The organism is Amorphus suaedae, assembly GCF_053629675.1.
Window position 1 is genome coordinate 1,719,465 of record NZ_JBRJIT010000001.1, and the last position, 17,887, is coordinate 1,737,351.

General features: G+C 70.0%; 16 protein-coding genes. 10 read left to right on the forward strand and 6 right to left on the reverse strand.

What is annotated here, in order from left to right:
* Positions 1 to 10 precede the first annotated feature (10 nt).
* The 5 genes from ureC to AB7M35_RS07755 all read left to right on the forward strand — a co-directional run bounded on the left by ureC (position 11) and on the right by AB7M35_RS07755 (position 4,695).
* On the forward strand, positions 11 to 1,720 hold the full coding sequence (gene ureC, locus AB7M35_RS07735; protein WP_453958605.1) for an urease subunit alpha: 1,710 nt from the start codon (positions 11 to 13) through the stop codon (positions 1,718 to 1,720).
* Between the two features lie 178 nt (positions 1,721 to 1,898).
* Positions 1,899 to 2,516, forward strand: a complete 618-nt coding sequence (ureE, locus tag AB7M35_RS07740; RefSeq protein ID WP_453958607.1) for an urease accessory protein UreE — start codon at positions 1,899 to 1,901, stop codon at positions 2,514 to 2,516.
* Positions 2,506 to 3,441, forward strand: a complete 936-nt coding sequence (locus AB7M35_RS07745) for an urease accessory protein UreF (RefSeq protein WP_453958609.1) — start codon at positions 2,506 to 2,508, stop codon at positions 3,439 to 3,441. Before ureE ends, AB7M35_RS07745 begins: the two co-directional genes overlap by 11 nt.
* Positions 3,438 to 4,067, forward strand: a complete 630-nt coding sequence (ureG, locus tag AB7M35_RS07750) for an urease accessory protein UreG (protein WP_453958611.1) — start codon at positions 3,438 to 3,440, stop codon at positions 4,065 to 4,067. Before AB7M35_RS07745 ends, ureG begins: the two co-directional genes overlap by 4 nt.
* 85 nt (positions 4,068 to 4,152) lie before the next feature.
* A complete protein-coding gene (locus AB7M35_RS07755; RefSeq protein WP_453958613.1) occupies positions 4,153 to 4,695 on the forward strand; it encodes a methylated-DNA--[protein]-cysteine S-methyltransferase in 543 nt (180 codons plus the stop codon).
* Between the two features lie 11 nt (positions 4,696 to 4,706).
* Here AB7M35_RS07755 and AB7M35_RS07760 read toward each other — a convergent pair whose 3' ends face one another.
* On the reverse strand, positions 4,707 to 5,501 hold the full coding sequence (locus AB7M35_RS07760; protein ID WP_453958614.1) for a siderophore-interacting protein: 795 nt from the start codon (positions 5,499 to 5,501) through the stop codon (positions 4,707 to 4,709).
* Positions 5,502 to 5,726: 225 nt separating this feature from the next.
* On the opposite strand from AB7M35_RS07760, the gene AB7M35_RS07765 reads away from it, so the two are divergent.
* The 4 genes from AB7M35_RS07765 to AB7M35_RS07780 all read left to right on the forward strand — a co-directional run bounded on the left by AB7M35_RS07765 (position 5,727) and on the right by AB7M35_RS07780 (position 10,262).
* Positions 5,727 to 6,716 (forward strand): DODA-type extradiol aromatic ring-opening family dioxygenase, encoded by a 990-nt coding sequence (locus tag AB7M35_RS07765; RefSeq protein WP_453958616.1) that lies wholly within the window; start codon positions 5,727 to 5,729, stop codon positions 6,714 to 6,716.
* A gap of 123 nt (positions 6,717 to 6,839) precedes the next feature.
* The gene (locus AB7M35_RS07770) at positions 6,840 to 8,570 is read left to right on the forward strand and encodes a thiamine pyrophosphate-requiring protein (RefSeq protein WP_453958617.1); all 1,731 of its coding nucleotides are present in this window, start codon (positions 6,840 to 6,842) and stop codon (positions 8,568 to 8,570) included.
* Between the two features lie 5 nt (positions 8,571 to 8,575).
* On the forward strand, positions 8,576 to 9,463 hold the full coding sequence (locus AB7M35_RS07775; protein ID WP_453958619.1) for an amidohydrolase family protein: 888 nt from the start codon (positions 8,576 to 8,578) through the stop codon (positions 9,461 to 9,463).
* Between the two features lie 115 nt (positions 9,464 to 9,578).
* Entirely contained in the window at positions 9,579 to 10,262 is a 684-nt protein-coding gene (locus tag AB7M35_RS07780; RefSeq protein WP_453958621.1) for a dienelactone hydrolase family protein, read from the forward strand.
* A 9-nt stretch (positions 10,263 to 10,271) separates the two neighbouring features.
* Here the strand turns inward: AB7M35_RS07780 and AB7M35_RS07785 are convergent, their stop codons facing one another.
* The 4 genes from AB7M35_RS07785 to AB7M35_RS07800 all read right to left on the reverse strand — a co-directional run bounded on the left by AB7M35_RS07785 (position 10,272) and on the right by AB7M35_RS07800 (position 14,070).
* Positions 10,272 to 11,480, reverse strand: a complete 1,209-nt coding sequence (locus tag AB7M35_RS07785) for a LysR family transcriptional regulator (protein ID WP_453958623.1) — start codon at positions 11,478 to 11,480, stop codon at positions 10,272 to 10,274.
* A gap of 102 nt (positions 11,481 to 11,582) precedes the next feature.
* On the reverse strand, positions 11,583 to 12,641 hold the full coding sequence (locus AB7M35_RS07790; protein WP_453958625.1) for a 4-oxalomesaconate tautomerase: 1,059 nt from the start codon (positions 12,639 to 12,641) through the stop codon (positions 11,583 to 11,585).
* A gap of 8 nt (positions 12,642 to 12,649) precedes the next feature.
* On the reverse strand, positions 12,650 to 13,342 hold the full coding sequence (locus AB7M35_RS07795; protein WP_453958626.1) for a 4-carboxy-4-hydroxy-2-oxoadipate aldolase/oxaloacetate decarboxylase: 693 nt from the start codon (positions 13,340 to 13,342) through the stop codon (positions 12,650 to 12,652).
* Positions 13,342 to 14,070, reverse strand: coding sequence for a PIG-L deacetylase family protein (locus AB7M35_RS07800; RefSeq protein ID WP_453958627.1), 729 nt, complete (start codon positions 14,068 to 14,070; stop codon positions 13,342 to 13,344). The genes AB7M35_RS07795 and AB7M35_RS07800 overlap by 1 nt, the downstream gene beginning before the upstream one ends.
* A 413-nt stretch (positions 14,071 to 14,483) precedes the next feature.
* Between AB7M35_RS07800 and AB7M35_RS07805 the strand changes: the two genes are divergently transcribed.
* The gene (locus AB7M35_RS07805) at positions 14,484 to 15,314 is read left to right on the forward strand and encodes a sulfite exporter TauE/SafE family protein (RefSeq protein ID WP_453958628.1); all 831 of its coding nucleotides are present in this window, start codon (positions 14,484 to 14,486) and stop codon (positions 15,312 to 15,314) included.
* 64 nt (positions 15,315 to 15,378) lie between these two features.
* Here the strand turns inward: AB7M35_RS07805 and AB7M35_RS07810 are convergent, their stop codons facing one another.
* The gene (locus tag AB7M35_RS07810) at positions 15,379 to 17,760 is read right to left on the reverse strand and encodes a mechanosensitive ion channel domain-containing protein (RefSeq protein ID WP_453958630.1); all 2,382 of its coding nucleotides are present in this window, start codon (positions 17,758 to 17,760) and stop codon (positions 15,379 to 15,381) included.
* Between the last annotated feature and the right edge of the window lie 127 nt (positions 17,761 to 17,887).

The following is a 17,887-nucleotide window of genomic DNA, read 5'->3' on the forward strand; positions in this document are numbered from 1 at the left end:
GAGACCGACCATGCCCGCCAAGATCTCCCGCAAGACCTACGCCGACATGTTCGGGCCGACCGTCGGCGACAAGGTGCGGCTCGCCGACACGGAGCTGTTCATCGAGGTGGAGGCCGACCACACCACCTACGGCGAGGAGGTGAAGTTCGGCGGCGGCAAGGTGATCCGCGACGGCATGGGCCAGTCGCAGCGCACCCGCCATGAGGGCGCCGTCGACACCGTCATCACCAACGCGCTGATCGTCGACCACTGGGGGATCGTGAAGGCCGACGTCGGCCTGAAGGACGGCACCATCGTCGCCATCGGCAAGGCGGGCAATCCGGACATCCAGCCGGGGGTCGGCGTGGTGGTCGGGCCCGGTACCGAGGTGATCGCCGGCGAGGGAAAGATCCTCACCGCCGGCGGCTTCGACGCGCACATCCACTTCATCTGCCCGCAGCAGGTGGACGAGGCGCTGAACTCCGGCATCACCACCATGCTGGGCGGTGGCACCGGCCCGGCCCACGGCACGCTGGCCACCACCTGCACGCCGGGCCCCTGGCACATCGGCCGGATGATCCAGGCGGCCGACGGGCTGCCGATGAACATCGGCTTTTCCGGCAAGGGCAACGCCTCGAAGCCGGCGGCGCTGGAGGAGATGATCAAGCACGGCGCCTGCGCGCTGAAGCTGCACGAGGACTGGGGCACCACGCCGTCGGCGATCGACTGCTGCCTGTCGGTGGCGGAGGAGTTCGACATCCAGGTGATGATCCACACCGACACGCTGAACGAGAGCGGCTTCGTGGAGAGCACCATCGCGGCGCTGAAGGGCCGCACCATCCACGCATTCCACACCGAGGGCGCCGGCGGCGGCCACGCCCCGGACATCATGAAGGTGTGCGGGCTGCCCAACGTCATCCCGTCGTCGACCAACCCGACCCTGCCCTACACCCGCAACACCGTCGACGAGCACCTCGACATGCTGATGGTCTGCCATCACCTGTCGCCGGCGATCCCCGAGGACCTGGCGTTCGCCGAAAGCCGCATCCGCAAGGAGACCATCGCCGCGGAGGACATCCTCCACGACCTTGGCGCGTTCTCCATCGTCTCGTCGGACAGCCAGGCCATGGGCCGGGTCGGCGAGGTGGTGATCCGCACCTGGCAGGTCGCCCACAAGATGAAGGTGCAGCGCGGCCGGCTGGCCGAGGAGACCGGCGACAACGACAACGTCCGGGTCAAGCGCTACATCGCAAAGTACACCATCAACCCGGCCATCGCCCACGGCATCAGCGCCCACATCGGCTCCATCGAGCCGGGCAAGCGCGCCGACCTGGTGCTGTGGGACCCGGCCTTCTTCGGCGTGAAGCCCGACATGGTGCTGATGGGGGGCATGATCGCGGCGGCGCCGATGGGCGACCCGAACGCCTCGATCCCGACGCCGCAGCCGGTGCACGCCCAGGCGATGTTCGGCCAGTTCGGACGGGCGCTCGCCGCAAGCTCGGTGACCTTCGTCTCGAAGGCCGCCCACGAAGGCGGCCTCGGCAAGATGCTGGGCGTCCACAAGACGCTGCTGCCGGTGGAGAACACCCGCACCGTCACCAAGGCCTCGATGGTGCACAATTCCGCGACGCCGGACATCGAGATAGACCCGGAGACCTACGAGGTGCGCGCCGACGGCGAGATCCTCACCGCCCCGCCGATGGACGTGCTGCCGATGGCGCAGCGGTATTTCCTGTTTTGAGAGGCGCGATGGGCCAGGCGGGCTTCCCCGCGGACGCCCATGCCGGCGCAGGCCAGGGTTCAGGGAACCACGGCCGGCGCCGGAGACCTTTGCCCTGGATTCCCGCTTTCGCGGGAATGAGCGGAGTGAAGGGCGACTGCGGGCGCACGCCGCGCGGCGGCGCAAGGGGGGACGCGCCATGCTGACCGCCTCGAAAGTTCTTCCCGCCGGCAGTTACGGCGATCCCGCCGACACTGTCACCCTCGACTTCGACGGGCGGCACCGGCGGCGGATCTCGCTTACCGGCGACGGCGGGCTGGCGTTCCTGCTCGACCTTCCCAAGGCGACCGCGCTGCAGGCGGGCGACGGGCTGGTGCTGGAGGACGGGCGGATCGTGCAGGTCCTGGCGGCGCCGGAGGCGCTGACGGAGGTGACCGCCGACGACCCGCACCACCTGCTGCGGCTCGCCTGGCACCTGGGGAACCGGCACCTGCCGGCGATGATCGAGGCCGGCCGCATCCTCATCCGCCGCGACCACGTCATCTCCGACATGGTGCGCGGGCTGGGCGGGCGGGCGCGCGACATCGAGGCGCCGTTCGACCCCGAAGGCGGCGCCTACGGCGGCTCGACGGGCGGCCACGGCCATGCCCACGGCGAGGCGCACGGCCACGCGCATGCCGAGGCGCACGCGGAAGCCCACGGCAGCCACAGCCATGCGACCAGCCACGGCCACGCGCAGGCGGGCGGCGGGCACAGCCACAGCCATTCCCACAGCCACAGCCATTCGCACGCCCCGGGCAAGCCCCATGACCACTGACGCCGGCGGCCTCTACCGGCTGATGGCCTGGCTGTCGCCGTCCTATCCCGTGGGGGCGTTCACGCTTTCCCACGGGCTGGAATGGGAGGTGGAGACCGGCACGGTCACCGACGCCGATGGCCTCGCCGCCTGGGTCGGCGACGTGCTCGTCCACGGCGCCGGCCGCCAGGACGCCATCCTGCTGGCGGCGGCGTACCGGGCGCGGGTGGAGGAGGTCTGCTGCCCGTCCGGGGACGCGGCGGTGAAGGCCACGGGCGCCGGAGATGGAAATGCGGCGCATCCCCGTTCTCCCGCTCATTCCCGCGAAGGCGGGACTCCAGGGCCCCATGGCGAGGACCCGAGTAACCCGCCCTGGATTCCCGCCTTCGCGGGAATGAGCGGAGTGAAGAGTGAGGCCGCGCGGAATGCCTCAGGATCTGTCGGCGAAGCAACGCCGGTGGCGGACGTGTGCCTTGCGACGGGCCCGGCGCCCGATGCAGACGCCCCCTCCCTCGCCGAGGTCGTCGAGCTGGCGGCGGCGCTGAATCCGTCGCGCGAGCGGCGCACCGAGACCGTCTCGCAGGGCGACGCCTTCCGCAAGATCACCGAAGCCGTCTGGCCGGCCGCCGCGCCCTGGCCCGACGGCCCGCTCGCCTATCCGGTCGCGGTGGCGGTCGCGGCCGCCGACCACGGCGTCGACCTCGACGCGACGCTGACGGCCTACCTGCACGCGTTTGCCGCCAACATCGTGTCGGCCGGGGTGCGGCTGATCCCGCTCGGCCAGACCGACGGGCAGGCGACCCTCGCCCGGCTCGAGCCGGTCATTGCCCGCATCGCCGACCAGGCGGCAGGCTCCACCCTCGACGATCTCGGCGGCTGCGCGCTGCTCGCCGACATCGCCTCCATGCGCCACGAGACCCAGTACACGAGGCTGTTCCGCACATGACCCTCTCCCCCAACGGACCCCTGCGCGTCGGCATCGGCGGCCCGGTCGGCTCCGGAAAGACGGCGCTGATGGAGGCGCTGTGCAAGACGATGCGCGACGCCTATGACATCGCCGCCATCACCAACGACATCTACACCAAGGAAGACGCGCTGATCCTGACGCGCGCCGACGCGCTGCCCATCGAGCGGATCATGGGGGTGGAGACCGGCGGCTGCCCGCACACGGCGATCCGCGAGGACGCCTCCATCAACCTCGCGGCGATCGCGGAGATGCGCGAGCGCTTTCCGGCCCTCGACGTGGTGCTGATCGAATCGGGCGGCGACAACCTGGCCGCGACGTTCTCGCCGGAGCTGGCGGACCTGACGATCTACGTCATCGACGTGTCGGCCGGCGAGAAGATCCCGCGCAAGGGCGGCCCGGGCATCACCCGCTCCGACCTGCTGGTCATCAACAAGATCGACCTTGCCGACATGGTGGGCGCGTCGCTTCAGGTGATGGACGCCGACACCAGGCGGATGCGCGGCGACCGCCCCTACGTCTTCACCAACATGAAGACCCGGCAGGGCCTCGACACGATCCTGGCGTTCCTGGTGGAGAAAGGCGGGCTCGCGCCGTCGAAGCAGTAGCAGGCTGAGGGCTGTCCGAAATCGGGTTGAGCGGGATCCGGCTCCGCTCCACACTTGCGGCAGTCCCTCCAGCCGAGCCACCAACATGCCGGACGCCGTTCACGCCACCACGTTCGCTACCCCGCTCGGGCACTGCGGCCTCGCCTGGGGACCGGCTGGCGTCGTGCGGGCCGGGCTGCCCGAGGCAAGGGAGGCCGACGCCTGGGCACGGCTGACCCGTGGACTCGACGGTGTCGTGCGGGTGGACCTGCCAGCAGACCTCCACCCGCTCGCCAACGCGATCCGCGCGCTCATGGCAGGCGACGACGCGGACTTGAGCGCGGCCGACCTCGACATGGCGGCGGTCTCGGACTTCGAGCGCTCGGTCTACGCGATCTGCCGGGCGATCCCGCGCGGCAAGGCGCTGACCTACGGCGACGTGGCGTACCGGCTCGGCGACGTGTCGCTGGCGCGCGCGGTCGGCGTGGCGCTCGGCCGCAACCCGTTCCCGCCCATCGTGCCCTGCCACCGCGTGCTCGGCGCCGACGGCAGGATGGTCGGCTTTTCCGCCACCGGCGGCATCGCGCTGAAGCGCCGGCTGCTGGCCATGGAAGGCGCGATCCAGGAGCAGCCGGACCTGTTCGGGTAAAGCAGCCGCGCTCAGTCGCGGATGTGGTCGTGGCCGCCGATGCGGCCGGGGCGCCAGTAGCCTTCCGCCGAGATCTGCTCCTTGGCCAGCCCGCGCTCGATGAGCCGGCGCCGCATCTGACGCACCTTGCCGGTCTCGCCGATGACGTAGGCGTGGCCGGTGCCGGCCGGCAGCTCGAACGCCTCGAGCCGGTCCATCAGGCCGGTGTCGTCCTCGGCCTTCGCCGCGGTCCGGTGCACGTAGACGAGGTCGAGATTGGCGGCGGTCTCCACGGTCTGCTCGTCGGCGGCGTCCCCCACCTCGATGAACACCTTCGCCGGCGTTCCCTCCGGCATCTCCTCCAGGATGTGGAACAGCGCCGGAATGCAGGTCTCGTCGCCGACCATCAGGTGCCAGTCGGCCACCGCGTCGAACACGGTGGCGCCGCGAGGGCCGCGCGCCTGGAGCACGTCGCCGGGCTTCGCCCCCCGCGCCCAGCTCGCGCCCGGCGCATCGCCGTGCAGGACGAAATCGATGTCGAGGCGACTGGTGTTGCGGTCGAGCGAGCGGATCGTGTAGTCGCGCCGGCCCCATTCTCCGTCGCCCGGCAGCGGCACCGCCAGCAGCAGCGCCTGGCCCGGCTCGTAGGTGAAGTTCTCGATCCCGTCGAAGACGAAGCTGACGCGGCGCATGTGCGGCGTCAGGTCGTGGGCCTCGACGACGGTGAGCCGGCGCGTCGGGCCGGACCCGCGGGCGATGACGGCGGGCGTATCGTCGGGCGACAGGGTCGTGCCGGCGGCAGTCGTGGCCGGGTTGATGTCGGTCATGGCAGGCTCCTCGATGGATCTCGCCCTTGAACGGCGGGCGCAGGACTTTCCCTGTGCGATGAAATCATTTAGACAGTTGTTCAACAACCCGGGACCCCCCGATCGGGGAGCGAACGGCGGTCCGGGCCGGCGACACGTCCCGCGGGACGGGCTCGCGGAAGAAGCGCGGGCAGCGAGGCCGATCCCGCCGCGCGGCCGGCAACGACATCGGGAGGGATGGACCCCATGGCGGACATCGTGATGGGCATCGGGGCGTCTCACAGCCCGCTTCTGAACAGCCCGCCCGAAGACTATCCCAAGCACGCCGAGATCGACGCCTCCGGGCGCAAGCTCCTCGACCGATTCGGCCGGCAGGTGACCTATGGCGACCTCCTCGGACAGGCCGATCCCGCGATCCGCGACCAGATCGCGCCGGCGGTACTCGCCGAGCGCGCCCAGGCCTGCACCGACGCCATCGACCGCCTCGACCGGGACATCGCCGCGGCCAACCTGGACGCCCTGATCATCATCGGCGACGACCAGAACGAGCAGTACGGCGAGGACAACCTCCCCGCGATCCTGATCTATCGCGGCGAGACGATCGTGAACAACCCGCTGTCGATGGGCGCCGACGCGCCGGACTTCTGGCGCCACGCCCGCTCCCAGTATCACGTCAAGGACGGGCCGATCGACTACCCGGTCGCCCACGTCCTTGCCGAGCACCTGATCAACGCGCTGATGGACGATGCGTTCGACATTTCCCAGGCGAAGACGCTCGCCCGTCCCCACGGCGAGGGCCATGCGTTCGGCTACGTCCACCAGCGGCTGATGACCGAGCGCATCGTGCCGATCGTGCCGGTGGCGCTGAACACCTACTTTCCGCCGAACCAACCACGGCCCGGTCGCTGCTACGCGCTCGGCCAGGCCATCGCCCGGGCGGTGCGCGGCTTCCCCGGCGACCAGCGCATCGGCATCCTCGGTTCCGGCGGCCTCAGCCATTTCACCGTCGACGAGGAACTGGACCGGATGATCCTCACGGCCTGCCGCAGCGGCGACGCCGAGGCGCTCGCGTCCATCGATACGGCCCGGCTGAATTCCGGCACCTCGGAGGTGCGCAACTGGATCACCGTGGCCGGAGCCTGCGAACATCTTCAGACCGCGTGGCAGAAGTACATCCCCTGCTACCGGTCGGAAGCCGGCACCGGCTGTGGCATGGGGTTCGCGGTGTGGCAATAATCATCTCCCCGATTTCCCGAATTGGCAGCGGGCGGCGGCTGTGTAAGGGTTCCTGATGAACCCGGCGCGACGCAGCACCGGAAGAACAGGCCGAGCGGCCGAGATCGCGGGAGTAGACGCACCATGAACAAGATGACCCAGACCGCCACCCAGGCCTCCGGCGCCGAAATCTTCCTCTCCGCCCTGTCCGCGCGGGGCGTCGACTACGTGTTCGGCAACGCCGGCACCGACTTCGCCCCGATCATCGAGGCGTTCTCGAACGCCGCGGCCTCCGGGCGGACGATGCCGATGCCGGTGACGGTGCCCCACGAGAACGTCGCCATCTGCATGGCGCAGGGCGTCTACCTCACCACCGGGCGGCCGCAGGCGGTGATCCTGCACGTCAACGTCGGCACCGCCAACGCGATCTGCGGGCTGATCAACGCCTCGCGCGAGCGCACGCCGGTGTTCCTGGCGGCCGGCCGCACGCCGGTGCTGGAGGAGGGCATGACGGGCGCGCGCAACGCCTTCATCCACTGGGGCCAGGAGATGTTCGACCAGGGCGCGATGGTGCGCGAGTTCGTGAAGTGGGACTACGAGCTGCGCTATCCGGAACACGCGGCCTCCGCCGTCGACCGGGCGCTGGCGATTTCCATGAGCGAACCGAAGGGTCCCATCTATATGACCCTGCCGCGCGAGGTGCTGTCGGCCCATGCGACGGGCCCGGTTCCGACGCCGGCCACCCCGCCGTCGCCGGCCCCGGCCCCGAATGCCGAGGCGCTCGCCGAGGCGGCCGAGCTGCTGTCGGCGGCGAAGCGGCCGCTGCTCGTCTGCGCGAGCCTCGGCAAGACCGCCGACGAGGTCGCCGCCCTCACCGCCCTCGCCGAGGCGCAGGGCATCGGCGTCGTCGCCTACCGGCCGCGCTACATGGCGCTGCCGAGCGCCCATCCGTCCCATCTGGGCTACGACGTGACGCCGCACATCGGCGACGCCGACCTGGTGATCGTGGCCGAATGCGACGTGCCGTGGATCCCCTCGCACCACACGCTCGCCGACGACGCGAAGGTGCTCCACCTCGGCGTCGACCCGCTGTTCTCGCGCTACCCGATGCGCACCTTCCCGGTCACCGCGTCGGTTGCCGGCGATGCCGTGTCGATCCTGCAGGCGCTGGCCACCGCGCCTGCCGCCGACGACGTGCTGGCCGGCCGCCGCTCCTGGCTCGAGGCCAAGCAGGAGAAGAAGCGCGCAGCGCTGGCGGCCAACCCGCCGAAGGGCGGCGCCGGTCCCTCGTCCAACGCCTGGCTCGCCAAGTGCCTGGCCGACGTCCAGCGGCCGACAGACGCCTTCGTGCTGGAGACGCCGTTCCCGATCGTGCACATGAGCTTCTCCGAGCCGGGCACCTATTTCTCCACCCCGTCGGCGGGCGGCCTCGGCTGGGGTCTCGGTGCCTCGCTGGGGGTGAAGCTCGGCTCGCCGGAGCGGCGGGTGATCGCCGTCGTCGGCGACGGCAGCTACATGTTCGGCAACCCGACGCCCGCCCACATGATGGCGCGGTCGATGGAGATCCCGACCCTGACGGTCATCATCAACAACGGCATGTGGGCGGCGGTGCGCCGGGCGACGCTGGGCGTCTATCCCGACGGCGCGGCGGCGCAGAGCAACCATGCGCCGCTGACCTATCTGGAACCCACCCCGGACTACGAAAAGGTCGTAGAAGCCTCGGGGGGCTACGGCGAGAAGGTCGAGCACGCCGACGATCTGCCGGCGGCGCTCGCCCGCGCCCTGCATGCCGTCGAGCACGAGGGCCGTCCGGCCGTGCTCAACGTTCTGACGGAATATTCGGACGACCAGGCAAAACGCGACGCGAGGACCTAAGCGAGATGGACGTGGACAGCAAACCGGCAGCGGGCGGACTTCCCTACGACACCCACCCGAAGACCCCCGAGACCAAGCTGCCGGCGGGCGCCTGCGACGCCCACTGCCACGTCTTCGGACCCGGCGACGTGTTCCCCTACGCGCCGGGCCGCACCTACACCCCCGTCGACGCCGGCAAGGAGACGCTGTTCGCGCTCCACAAGCACCTGGGCATCGAGCGGTCGGTGATCGTGCAGGCGAGCTGCCACGGCAAGGACAACACCGCGATGCTCGACGCGATCGCCGCCAGCGGCGGCCGCTACAAGGGCATCGCGATGGTGGACCCGGACGTCTCCGCCGACGAGCTGAAGCGGCTCGACGACGGCGGCATCAAGGGCGTGCGCTTCAACTTCGTCAGCCACCTGGGCGCCGACGCCGACATCGACGGCGTGCTTCGGGTGGTCGACAAGATCGCGCCGCTCGGCTGGCACCTGGTGGTGCACTTCGAGGCGGACCGGCTGGAGACGCTGGCGCCGGTCCTGAAGCGCATCCCGCTGACCATGGTCATCGACCACATGGGCCGGGTGGATGCCAGCCAGGGCCTGGACCAGCCGGCCTTCCGGCTGTTGCAGGACCTGATGGAGGACGAGCGCTTCTGGGTGAAGGTGTCCGGCTGCGAGCGCATCTCGCGCGCCGGCCCGCCGTTCCACGACGCGGTGCCGTTCGCCCGCGGCCTCGTCGAGCGGTTCCCCGACCGCACGCTGTGGGGCACCGACTTCCCGCACCCGAACATCAAGCGCTTCATGCCCAACGACGGCGAACTGGTCGACCTGCTGCCGCTGATCGCGCCGACCCCGGCGCTGATGCAGAGCCTGCTCGTCGACAACCCGACAAAGCTCTACTTTACCGACTGAGGGCGGCCCGCGAGACCGGGTCGCGCCACCACCCGCGCGCGGCCCGCTCCCGGGCGCGCGACCCGACCGGGGAAGCGTCCGCTTCCCGCCAACCGAGACACCAGGAAAGCGACCCATGGGCGAACACATCACCCTGACCGCCAGCGACGGACACACCCTCGGCGCCTATCTCGCCACCCCTTCGGAAGGTCCGGTCAAGGGCGGCGTCGTCGTCGTGCAGGAGATCTTCGGCGTCAACGCGCACATCCGCGAGGTCTGCGACTGGTTCGCCCAGGCCGGCTACCTGGCGCTGGCGCCGGCGCTGTTCGACCGCACCCAGCCGGGCTTCGAGTCCGGCTACAGCGAGGAGGAGATCAAGGCGGCGCGCGGCTTCATCGCCAATCCGGACTTCGACGCCTTCATGCGCGACACGGAAGCCGCCAAGGACTATCTGGCCGAGCACGGGCCGGTCGCCATCGTCGGCTACTGCCTCGGCGGCTCCATCGCGTTCGCCGCCGCGACCCGCTGGCACGGCCTGGCCGCCGCCATCGGCTACTACGGCGGCATGGTGGTGAAGATGGCCGACAACCAGCCGCACTGCCCGACGATGCTGCACTTCGGCGAGACCGACCACTCGATCCCGATGGCGGACGTGGAGGAGGTGCGCCGCAAGCGCCCGGACGTGGAGATCTACACCTACCCGGCCGGCCACGGCTTCAACTGCGACCACCGCGCGTCCTTCGACGCGGACGCAAGCCGCATCGCCGGCGAGCGCACGCTGGCCTTCCTCGACCGGCACATGGGCCGCTACGAGGTCTGAGCGGCGGGCTCAGCCGTCCGCCACCGCGCGGCGCAGTTCCGCCAGGAAATCGGCCTGCAGGGCGGTCGGCTGCCAGTCGGCGCGGGTGGTGAGCCCGATCGGCCGGGCGGTATCCTCAAGCTTGAAGTTCAGGACGGTGAGGAACCCCGCCTCCTCCTCGAACAGGATCTGCCGGCGCGACAGGATGGTCAGCCGGTTCGACTGCATCAGGATGCCGCGCAGCGCCACCAGGGAGCCGGTCTCGACGATGCCCACAGCCGGGCGATCGGCCTCGAAGCGCGCGGCGAGCCGGTCGAACATCGCCCGGCTGGGCGTGCCCTCGCGCGGCAGCACCCACGGATAGCGGCCGAGCGCCGCCGCGCTGACGCGCGTGCGGGCCAGCGGATGGCCGGCGCGGGCGACGATCGACAGGTCGTCGGTGAACAGCGCCTCCTGGGTGAGGTCGCGCTGGGCCAGGTCCTCGCGCAGCGCACCCACCAGCATGTCGACGCGGCCGTTGGCGAGATCCTGAATCAGCGTGTCATAGGGGCCGTCGACGATCTCCACGTCGGCCTCGGGACGCTTTTCCGTCAACGCCACCACGGCGGCCGGGACGATGCGCGTGCGCACCAGCGGCAGCGTGCCGATGACCACGCGGCCGTCGAAGGCGCCGGAGAGCTCGCGGATCTCGTCGAAGGCGGCGTCGATCTCCTTCAGCACCAGCGTCGCGTGGCGGGCGAGCAGCCGGCCGGCCGGCGACAGCACCAGATGCCGGCCGCCGCCGTCGAACAGCGGCACCGCGGCGATCTGCTCCATCTCGCGGGCGGCGCGCTGCACCGACGGCTCGGTGAGGCGCAGGCGGCGCGAGGCGGCGGAGAAGCTGCCGGTCTCGGCGAAGGCCGCGAGCGCCCGCAGATGGGTCATCGAGGTTTGGGGTTCGGCGAGATCGGCGGCGCGGCTGCCGGACTTGGTGAGCCGCGCGAGCCGGGCGTGGCCGGACTTCAGCAGCCCCAGCGCGCGCTTCGACCGGCGCGCCACCACCTCGCCGCGCGGCGTCGCCACCACCCGCGCGCCGGCGCGCTCCAGCAGCCGGCCGCCGAACAGCCGCTCCAGCCGGGCGAGCGCCTGGGAGGCGGCGGGCTGGGAAATTCCGACGGCGTCGGCGCCGCGCGTCAGCGAGCCAAGGCGCACGGCGGCATCGATCAGCCTGATATGGCGGAGGTTCGGATACTCGCGCATCGCCCCGACGGTCGCTGGGAGGTCATGGTGCGCCGGAGACTAGTGCGATGCGCTGATTCTGTCGCGGCCTGCGTTCGCAGAACGTGTCCGCGAACGCAGGGATCAGGCGAACACCGTCCCGTCCATGAGCTTGCGGGCGGTGCGCAGCACGCCGGCGGACTGGACCTGGCCGGCATCGTCCATCGTCGCGATGACGGTGAACTCGCCGGTCGGGTGCTCGATGGAGAGCGACTTCTCCCGGCCGTCCGGCACGCTGGCGATGCGGGCGGCGGGACCGTCGTCGAGCAGGCAGGCGGTGCCGACCGACACCGCGCCGAGCACCCCGATCGCCTTGTGGGCGCGGTGCGGGATGAAGGTGCGGGTGGAGATGCAGCCGCCGTTCCTGGCCGGCGAGACCAGCGTCATCTTCGGCACCGACTTCTCGCGCACGTCGCCGAGGTTCATCATCGGCCCGACGGCGAGGCGGATCTTTTCGACGCGCGCGCGGAGCGCGTCGTTCGCCTCCAGCTCCGCCGGCGTCTCGTCGCCGCTGATGCCGAAATCGGCGGCGGCGAGGATGACGCACGGCATGCCGTTGTCGATGAGGGTCACCTCGACGCCCTCGACGGTATCGACGGCGTTGCCGGTGGGCAGCAGCGCCCCGCAAGTGGAGCCGGCGGTGTCCTCGAAGACGATGCCCATCGGCGCGGAGGTGCCGGGCACGCCGTCGATGCGCGCCTCGCCCGCGTAGGTGACGCGGCCGCCGGGGGTTTCCACCGTGGCCACTGCGATCTGGCTGGTGTTCTCCATGAAGATGCGGACGTCGGTCTTGTCGCCCGCCGCCTCCACGAGACCGCGCTCGAGCGCGAACGGCCCGACGCCGGCGAGGATGTTGCCGCAGTTCTGGCTGTCGGACACCAGTGCCTGGTCGACGAAGACCTGCAGGAACAGGTAGTCGACGTCGACGCCCTCGCGCTCCGACTTCGAGATCACCGCGACCTTGGAGGTGAGCGGGTCGGCCCCGCCCATCCCGTCGATCTGGCGGTCGTCGGGCGAGCCCATGATGCGGAGCAGGAAGCGGTCCCGCGCGGCCGGATCGGCCGGCAGGTCGGACTTCAGGAAGTAGCCGCCCTTGGAGGTGCCGCCCCGCATCCACATGCACGGCACGCCGGTCTCAGACATGATGCCTCTCAGACATATTTCAGGCCCTTGGCCGCGAGCTGCTCGCGCATGCCGTAGATGTCGAGGCCGAGTTCGCCGGCCTCGAAACGGGCCCGCTTCTCGGCTTCGTTGGCCTCGCGCGCCTGCGCCTTCTTGAGCACGTCCGCCGCCTCTTCGCGGCGGACCACGCAGACGCCGTCATCGTCGGCGACGATCACGTCGCCCGGATTGACCAGTTCGCCGGCGCAGACGACCGGCACGTTGACCGAGCCGAGCGTCTCCTTGACCGTGCCTTGCGCGAAGACCGCCCTCGACCACACCGGGAATTCCATTTCGGTCAGATCGCGGGTGTCGCGCACGCCGGCATCGATCACCAGCCCCTTGCAGCCGCGCACCTTGGCCGACGTCGCAAGCAGGTCGCCGAAATAGCCGGCATCGGACGGCGATGTCGGCGCGAGGACGAGGATGTCGCCGGCCTTGAGCTGCTCGATGGCGACGTGGACCATCCAGTTGTCGCAGGGCGGCGCCGAAATCGTCACGGCGGAGGCCGCCAGGCGCGCGCCCGGATAGATCGGCCGCATGTAGGCGGCGAGCAGGCCCTTGCGGCCCTGCGCCTCGTGCACGGTGGCCACGCCGCATGCGCCGAGCCCGTCGATCACCGACTGGTCTGCGCGCTCGATGGTCTGGACGACGATGCCGGATTGTGTGGTCGAGCCGGCCATCACAGCGTGTCCACGGTGCGGGGGAAGACCGACTGGAAGGCTTCGGCGTAGCGGGAGTCGCGGCCGCCGGACTGGCCGCCGGAGTTGCGGCGGAAGTGGTTGGCGCGGTTCTCGGCGACGTTCTCGTAGAAGTGCCAGAGATGCTCCTGGCCCTGCATGCACTGGATCGCCGCCCACTTCTTGTCCCACACCTCGGTGATGTCGAGGATGGTGTCCGGCTTCCATTCCATCTGCTCGGTCTGGTGCGGCTCGAACAGGTAGAGCTGCGGCGCGCCGAGCACCTTCTGGCCGGGGTTGTGGCCCCAGGCCTGGGCGATCATCCGGCAGGTGAGCGCGAAGTCGGTCGTGTACATGTGGTCCGTGTTGTACGGGTCCCACTTGGAGTGGCTCATCATGAAGGCCGGCTGGACGGCGCGGATGACGTCGACCATGCGGTCCTGGGTCTCGCGGCCGAGATCGAGCGGGTAGTCGCCGACGTCGAAGAACTGGATGTCGTGGACGTCGAGCGCCTGGGCGGCGTTCTCGGCCTCCTTGCGGCGTTCGGCCTTCACCTTCTCCAGCGTCATGCCCTCCTGCTTCCACAGCTTGGCGCTTTCGCCGCGCTCGCCATAGGAGAGGCAGACCACGGTGACCTCGTAGCCCTGCTTCTGGTGGAGCGCGATCGCGCCGCCGCACCGCCAGACAAAGTCGGCGGAATGGGCGCTGATGACGAGCGCTGTCTTGCTCATGGAAGAACTCCTGGCTGGGTGTCGAAACGGGGGCCGGGCGGAGCGCGAGGCGGCGCGGCCGTGCGGCCGCCGGCGTCCCGGCGCGATCCTCCCGTGTGTGTTTTCTTTTCCGGGCGAACAATAGGGGCTCGGGCGGCGTTGCCCAAATTCGAAGCCGCCGCCGAACATAAGCTCACTGCACAGACCGCGCGGCGCGGCCGCCCAATGTCGCACCTTCCCCAGAATACCGATATTTGCTAGCTGAGAGCACCCGGCGCGCCGTGTGCCGGTCCGCCCCGCCGATCGACGACCGCCGTCAGGCGCCGATCCCTTCGTTTTCCGCCGAGCCGCCGAGGCCTCCCCCGACGCGGACCACCGGCACCCCGCACACGACCGTCCGCGACGGTCCAGGCGAGACTCCCGAAAAGGCCGTCATGACAATCGATGGATACTCGACCACCCTTCTGATCCAGCTCACGGTCGGGCTGATCGCAACCGGCGTCGTGGCCGGCGTCCTGGCCGGACTGCTCGGCGTCGGGGGCGGCATCGTCATCGTGCCGGTGCTGTTCTGGATCATGACGACGCTGCATTTCGACCCGGCGATCGCCATGCCGATCGCCGTTGCCACGTCGCTCACCACCATCATCCCCACCTCGATCTCGTCGATGCGCGCCCACAACAAGCGCGGCGCCGTGGACATCTCCCTGCTGAAGCTGTGGGGCCCGGCGGTAGCGGTCGGCGCGCTGATCGGCGGTGGCCTGTCCAAGGTCATCGACGGCCAGGGCCTGCTGTTCATCTTCGGCATCATCGCGCTCGCCGTGTCGGTGAACATGGCGATCCCGAAGACGCTGGTGATCAGCGAGCAGCTGCCGAAGAGCAGCTGGGTGAACCGGGCGATCGCCTTCGTGATCGGCCTGTTCTCGTCGCTGATGGGGATCGGCGGCGGCACGCTGTCGGTGCCGACGCTGTCGTCGTTCTCGTTCCCGATCCACAAGGCGGTGGGAACGGCGTCGGCGATCGGCCTTTTGATCGCGGTGCCGGGCGTCCTCGGCTTCATCTGGTCTGGCATGGGCGTCGACGGCCGCCCGCCGCTGTCGCTCGGCTACATCAGCGTGCCGGCGGCGATCGTCATCTTCCCGGTGACGTTCCTGTGCGCCCCGATCGGCGCCGGCCTCGCCCACAGCCTGAACCAGCGCTACCTGAAGCTCGCCTTCGCGGTCTTCCTGGCCATCACCGCGGTGAAGATGCTGTCCTCGGCCTTCTGACCGGTCAGTCCCCGACAGGCCGGCTCCGGCCGGCCTGTCCGTTCCTCTCCTGCGCCCTCTCCGGTCAGCGCTCGCCCTCTGCGTCCGGACCGTCCTGGTTGGACGGGGTGATCGGACCCTTGCGGGGTTCCACGACGCCTTCCTGCGACGGGTCGGTCGGCGCCGCGTCCGCCGACGCCGCTTCCTCGGCCTGTTCGGTCAGCGCGGCGGCGGGCCGGCGTTCGTTGACCACCCGCATCGGCGGCGCGTTGCCGGCCTTGTCCTCGCCCATGTAGAGCGTGATGTGCGGGAACGGGATCTCGATGCCGCGCGCGTCGAACACCTCCTTGATGATCTCGTTGTAGGCGCGGCCGACGCCCCACTGGCTGCCGGGCGGGGTCTTGATGCGGGCCCGCACGGTGATGGCGGAATCGCCGAAGGCGGTGATGCCCTGCATGTCGAGCTCGCCGATGATGTTGGGGCCGTGTTCGGTCGCCTTCAGCATGTCGAAGGCATCGAACATGGCCTGCTTCACGTCCGGGATGTTCTCGCGGTAGGCGACCCCGATCTCCGCCACGTGGTAGGCGAAGCCCTTCATGAAGTTGGACACCGCGTCGACTGACGAGAACGGCACGATGTGCAGCGTGCCGTCCAGCGACCGCAGCGACACCGAGCGGATCGACAGGCGCTCCACCACGCCCGAGATGCCGCCGGCCGACACCACGTCGCCGGTGTTCATGGCGTTCTCGAACTGGATGAACACGCCGGTGACGACGTCCTGGACGAGCTTCTGGGCGCCGAACGAGAACGCCAGCGACAGCACGCCGACCGAGGCCAGGAGCGGGCCGATGTTCACCCCGATCTCCGACAGCACCAGCATGAACACGATGACGCCGAGCACGATGGAGAAGGCGTTCTTGAGCAGCGACAGCAGCGTCGTCTCGCGCGCCGTCGGCGGCCGCCCGTAGGAGGGGTTCAGCCGGTACTCGATCCACGAGGTGACCGCGAGGTAGATGCCGCCGCCGATGGCGAGCACGATCAGCACCGACAGGATCTTGCCGAAGAAGCCCTGGCCGTCGTCCGACAGCATCCAGTCGAACACCTTGACCAGGTTCCAGGCGTCGGCGATCGCCAGCAGCACGCCGACCAGCACGATCAGCCGGACGACCTTGAGCACCGTCGGCACGAAGGCGTTCAGCCGCGTTTCCAGCAGCGGCAGGCGCTCCTTCACGTCCGGCGGAAGTCGCAGCCCGAAGGAAATGGTGCGCGAGACGAACGCGGTGACGATGACCCCGAGGACGATGGCGATCAGCGATTCCACCGTGGCGCGCAGCATGAAGGGCAGCGCCTCCAGCGGATTGACCAGCCAGACCACGAAGAAGGCCAGCAGGTAGAGGATCGCGATCTGGTGCCAGTGGTTGCCCAGGAAGGCGAAGAAGCGGCCCAGCGCGTCGGTCTTGCCGGCCTCCATGCGCCGGTGCAGGAAGGCGCGCACCCGCGTCTTGTTCTGCAGCACGATCAGGATGGTGATGACGATGGCGGTGAGGACGACCAGCACCTTCAGCGCGTCGGAGAAGCGCGGCGAGACCTCGGCGGCCGCCACCGGCACGACGAACAAGAGGCCGTAGCCGACGATACTGATCAGCCGGCTCAGCCAGAAATACCAGTAGGTGGCGCCGGTATCGCCCAGCGGCACGAAGCGCAGCGACGGGAAGCTCGGCGTGAACATCAGGCGCGCGACCAGCTTGACCGCCTCGATGACGATGAACGCGTTGAGGAAGAGCGTCTGGTAGATGCTCATTTCGCCGACGCGGCCGAAATAGATCGAGAAGATGTAGCCGGCGAGCCAGGCGAGCACGATCGTGCCGATCTCCACCAGCAGCGTCGGCACCAGGTACATCACCCGCGACGGCCACGCCTTGCCCTCGGCGCGGCGCGCGAACAGGTGCATCGGGCCGCGCGCCAGGAGCCGCAGCACGAAGAAGGCGCCGAACACCACCGCCATCGACAGAGCGAGATTGAGCACGGTGCGGCCGACGCGCTCGAGATCGACGCGGCCGGTATCGCTGAACGCCTCGCCGAGGTCCTCGCCCACCCGGCCGAAGGTCGCGACCACCTCGCCCGCCTTGTTGGCGAGCGAGCGGGTGTACTCCGCCGCCAGCCGCGCCGGGCCGACATCCTCGTCGGCGGGCGCTGCCGCGGAGGGCGCCCCATCGGTGGCGCTGGCCTTGAGCTTGTTGATGAGCTCGGCGCGCGCCTCGTCGTTTTCCAGGATCTGGATCAGCGTCTCGACCGAGCCCGCCGGCCCGGCGCCCGCGGCCGCCTCGCCGGAGCCGTCGGCCGGCGCGCTCTCGGCGCTGCCGCCGCTTGAACCGGAGCCGGTTCCGAGTGGCAGGCCCAGTTGCGCGGACGCCCCCCCGGCGGTCAGGAAGAAGGAGAGGACGAGAGCAACCAGAAAACTGCGCATGCGACACCCGGATCAGAAACGGCGAACGAGACGGCTTCGTTAAAGCGGCCGGACGGACAGGTGTCCACCCCGCCAAAGGGTTGCAAAGCGAGGCGGATCTGTCCACGACCCTTTCGCCCGGCGGCGG

What these genes read in the sequence shown, in the direction of transcription:
- AB7M35_RS07790 (WP_453958625.1), bottom strand. Translation starts at nt 12,641, where the DNA reads ATGTCTGAGACCGGCGTGCCGTGCATGTGGATGCGGGGCGGCACCTCC.
- ureG (WP_453958611.1), top strand. Translation starts at nt 3,438, where the DNA reads ATGACCCTCTCCCCCAACGGACCCCTGCGCGTCGGCATCGGCGGCCCG.
- AB7M35_RS07755 (WP_453958613.1), top strand. Translation starts at nt 4,153, where the DNA reads ATGCCGGACGCCGTTCACGCCACCACGTTCGCTACCCCGCTCGGGCAC.
- ureE (WP_453958607.1), top strand. Translation starts at nt 1,899, where the DNA reads ATGCTGACCGCCTCGAAAGTTCTTCCCGCCGGCAGTTACGGCGATCCC.
- AB7M35_RS07775 (WP_453958619.1), top strand. Translation starts at nt 8,576, where the DNA reads ATGGACGTGGACAGCAAACCGGCAGCGGGCGGACTTCCCTACGACACC.
- ureC (WP_453958605.1), top strand. Translation starts at nt 11, where the DNA reads ATGCCCGCCAAGATCTCCCGCAAGACCTACGCCGACATGTTCGGGCCG.
- AB7M35_RS07805 (WP_453958628.1), top strand. Translation starts at nt 14,484, where the DNA reads ATGACAATCGATGGATACTCGACCACCCTTCTGATCCAGCTCACGGTC.
- AB7M35_RS07765 (WP_453958616.1), top strand. Translation starts at nt 5,727, where the DNA reads ATGGCGGACATCGTGATGGGCATCGGGGCGTCTCACAGCCCGCTTCTG.
- AB7M35_RS07810 (WP_453958630.1), bottom strand. Translation starts at nt 17,760, where the DNA reads ATGCGCAGTTTTCTGGTTGCTCTCGTCCTCTCCTTCTTCCTGACCGCC.
- AB7M35_RS07780 (WP_453958621.1), top strand. Translation starts at nt 9,579, where the DNA reads ATGGGCGAACACATCACCCTGACCGCCAGCGACGGACACACCCTCGGC.
- AB7M35_RS07795 (WP_453958626.1), bottom strand. Translation starts at nt 13,342, where the DNA reads ATGGCCGGCTCGACCACACAATCCGGCATCGTCGTCCAGACCATCGAG.
- AB7M35_RS07785 (WP_453958623.1), bottom strand. Translation starts at nt 11,480, where the DNA reads ATGCGCGAGTATCCGAACCTCCGCCATATCAGGCTGATCGATGCCGCC.
- AB7M35_RS07800 (WP_453958627.1), bottom strand. Translation starts at nt 14,070, where the DNA reads ATGAGCAAGACAGCGCTCGTCATCAGCGCCCATTCCGCCGACTTTGTC.
- AB7M35_RS07770 (WP_453958617.1), top strand. Translation starts at nt 6,840, where the DNA reads ATGAACAAGATGACCCAGACCGCCACCCAGGCCTCCGGCGCCGAAATC.
- AB7M35_RS07745 (WP_453958609.1), top strand. Translation starts at nt 2,506, where the DNA reads ATGACCACTGACGCCGGCGGCCTCTACCGGCTGATGGCCTGGCTGTCG.
- AB7M35_RS07760 (WP_453958614.1), bottom strand. Translation starts at nt 5,501, where the DNA reads ATGACCGACATCAACCCGGCCACGACTGCCGCCGGCACGACCCTGTCG.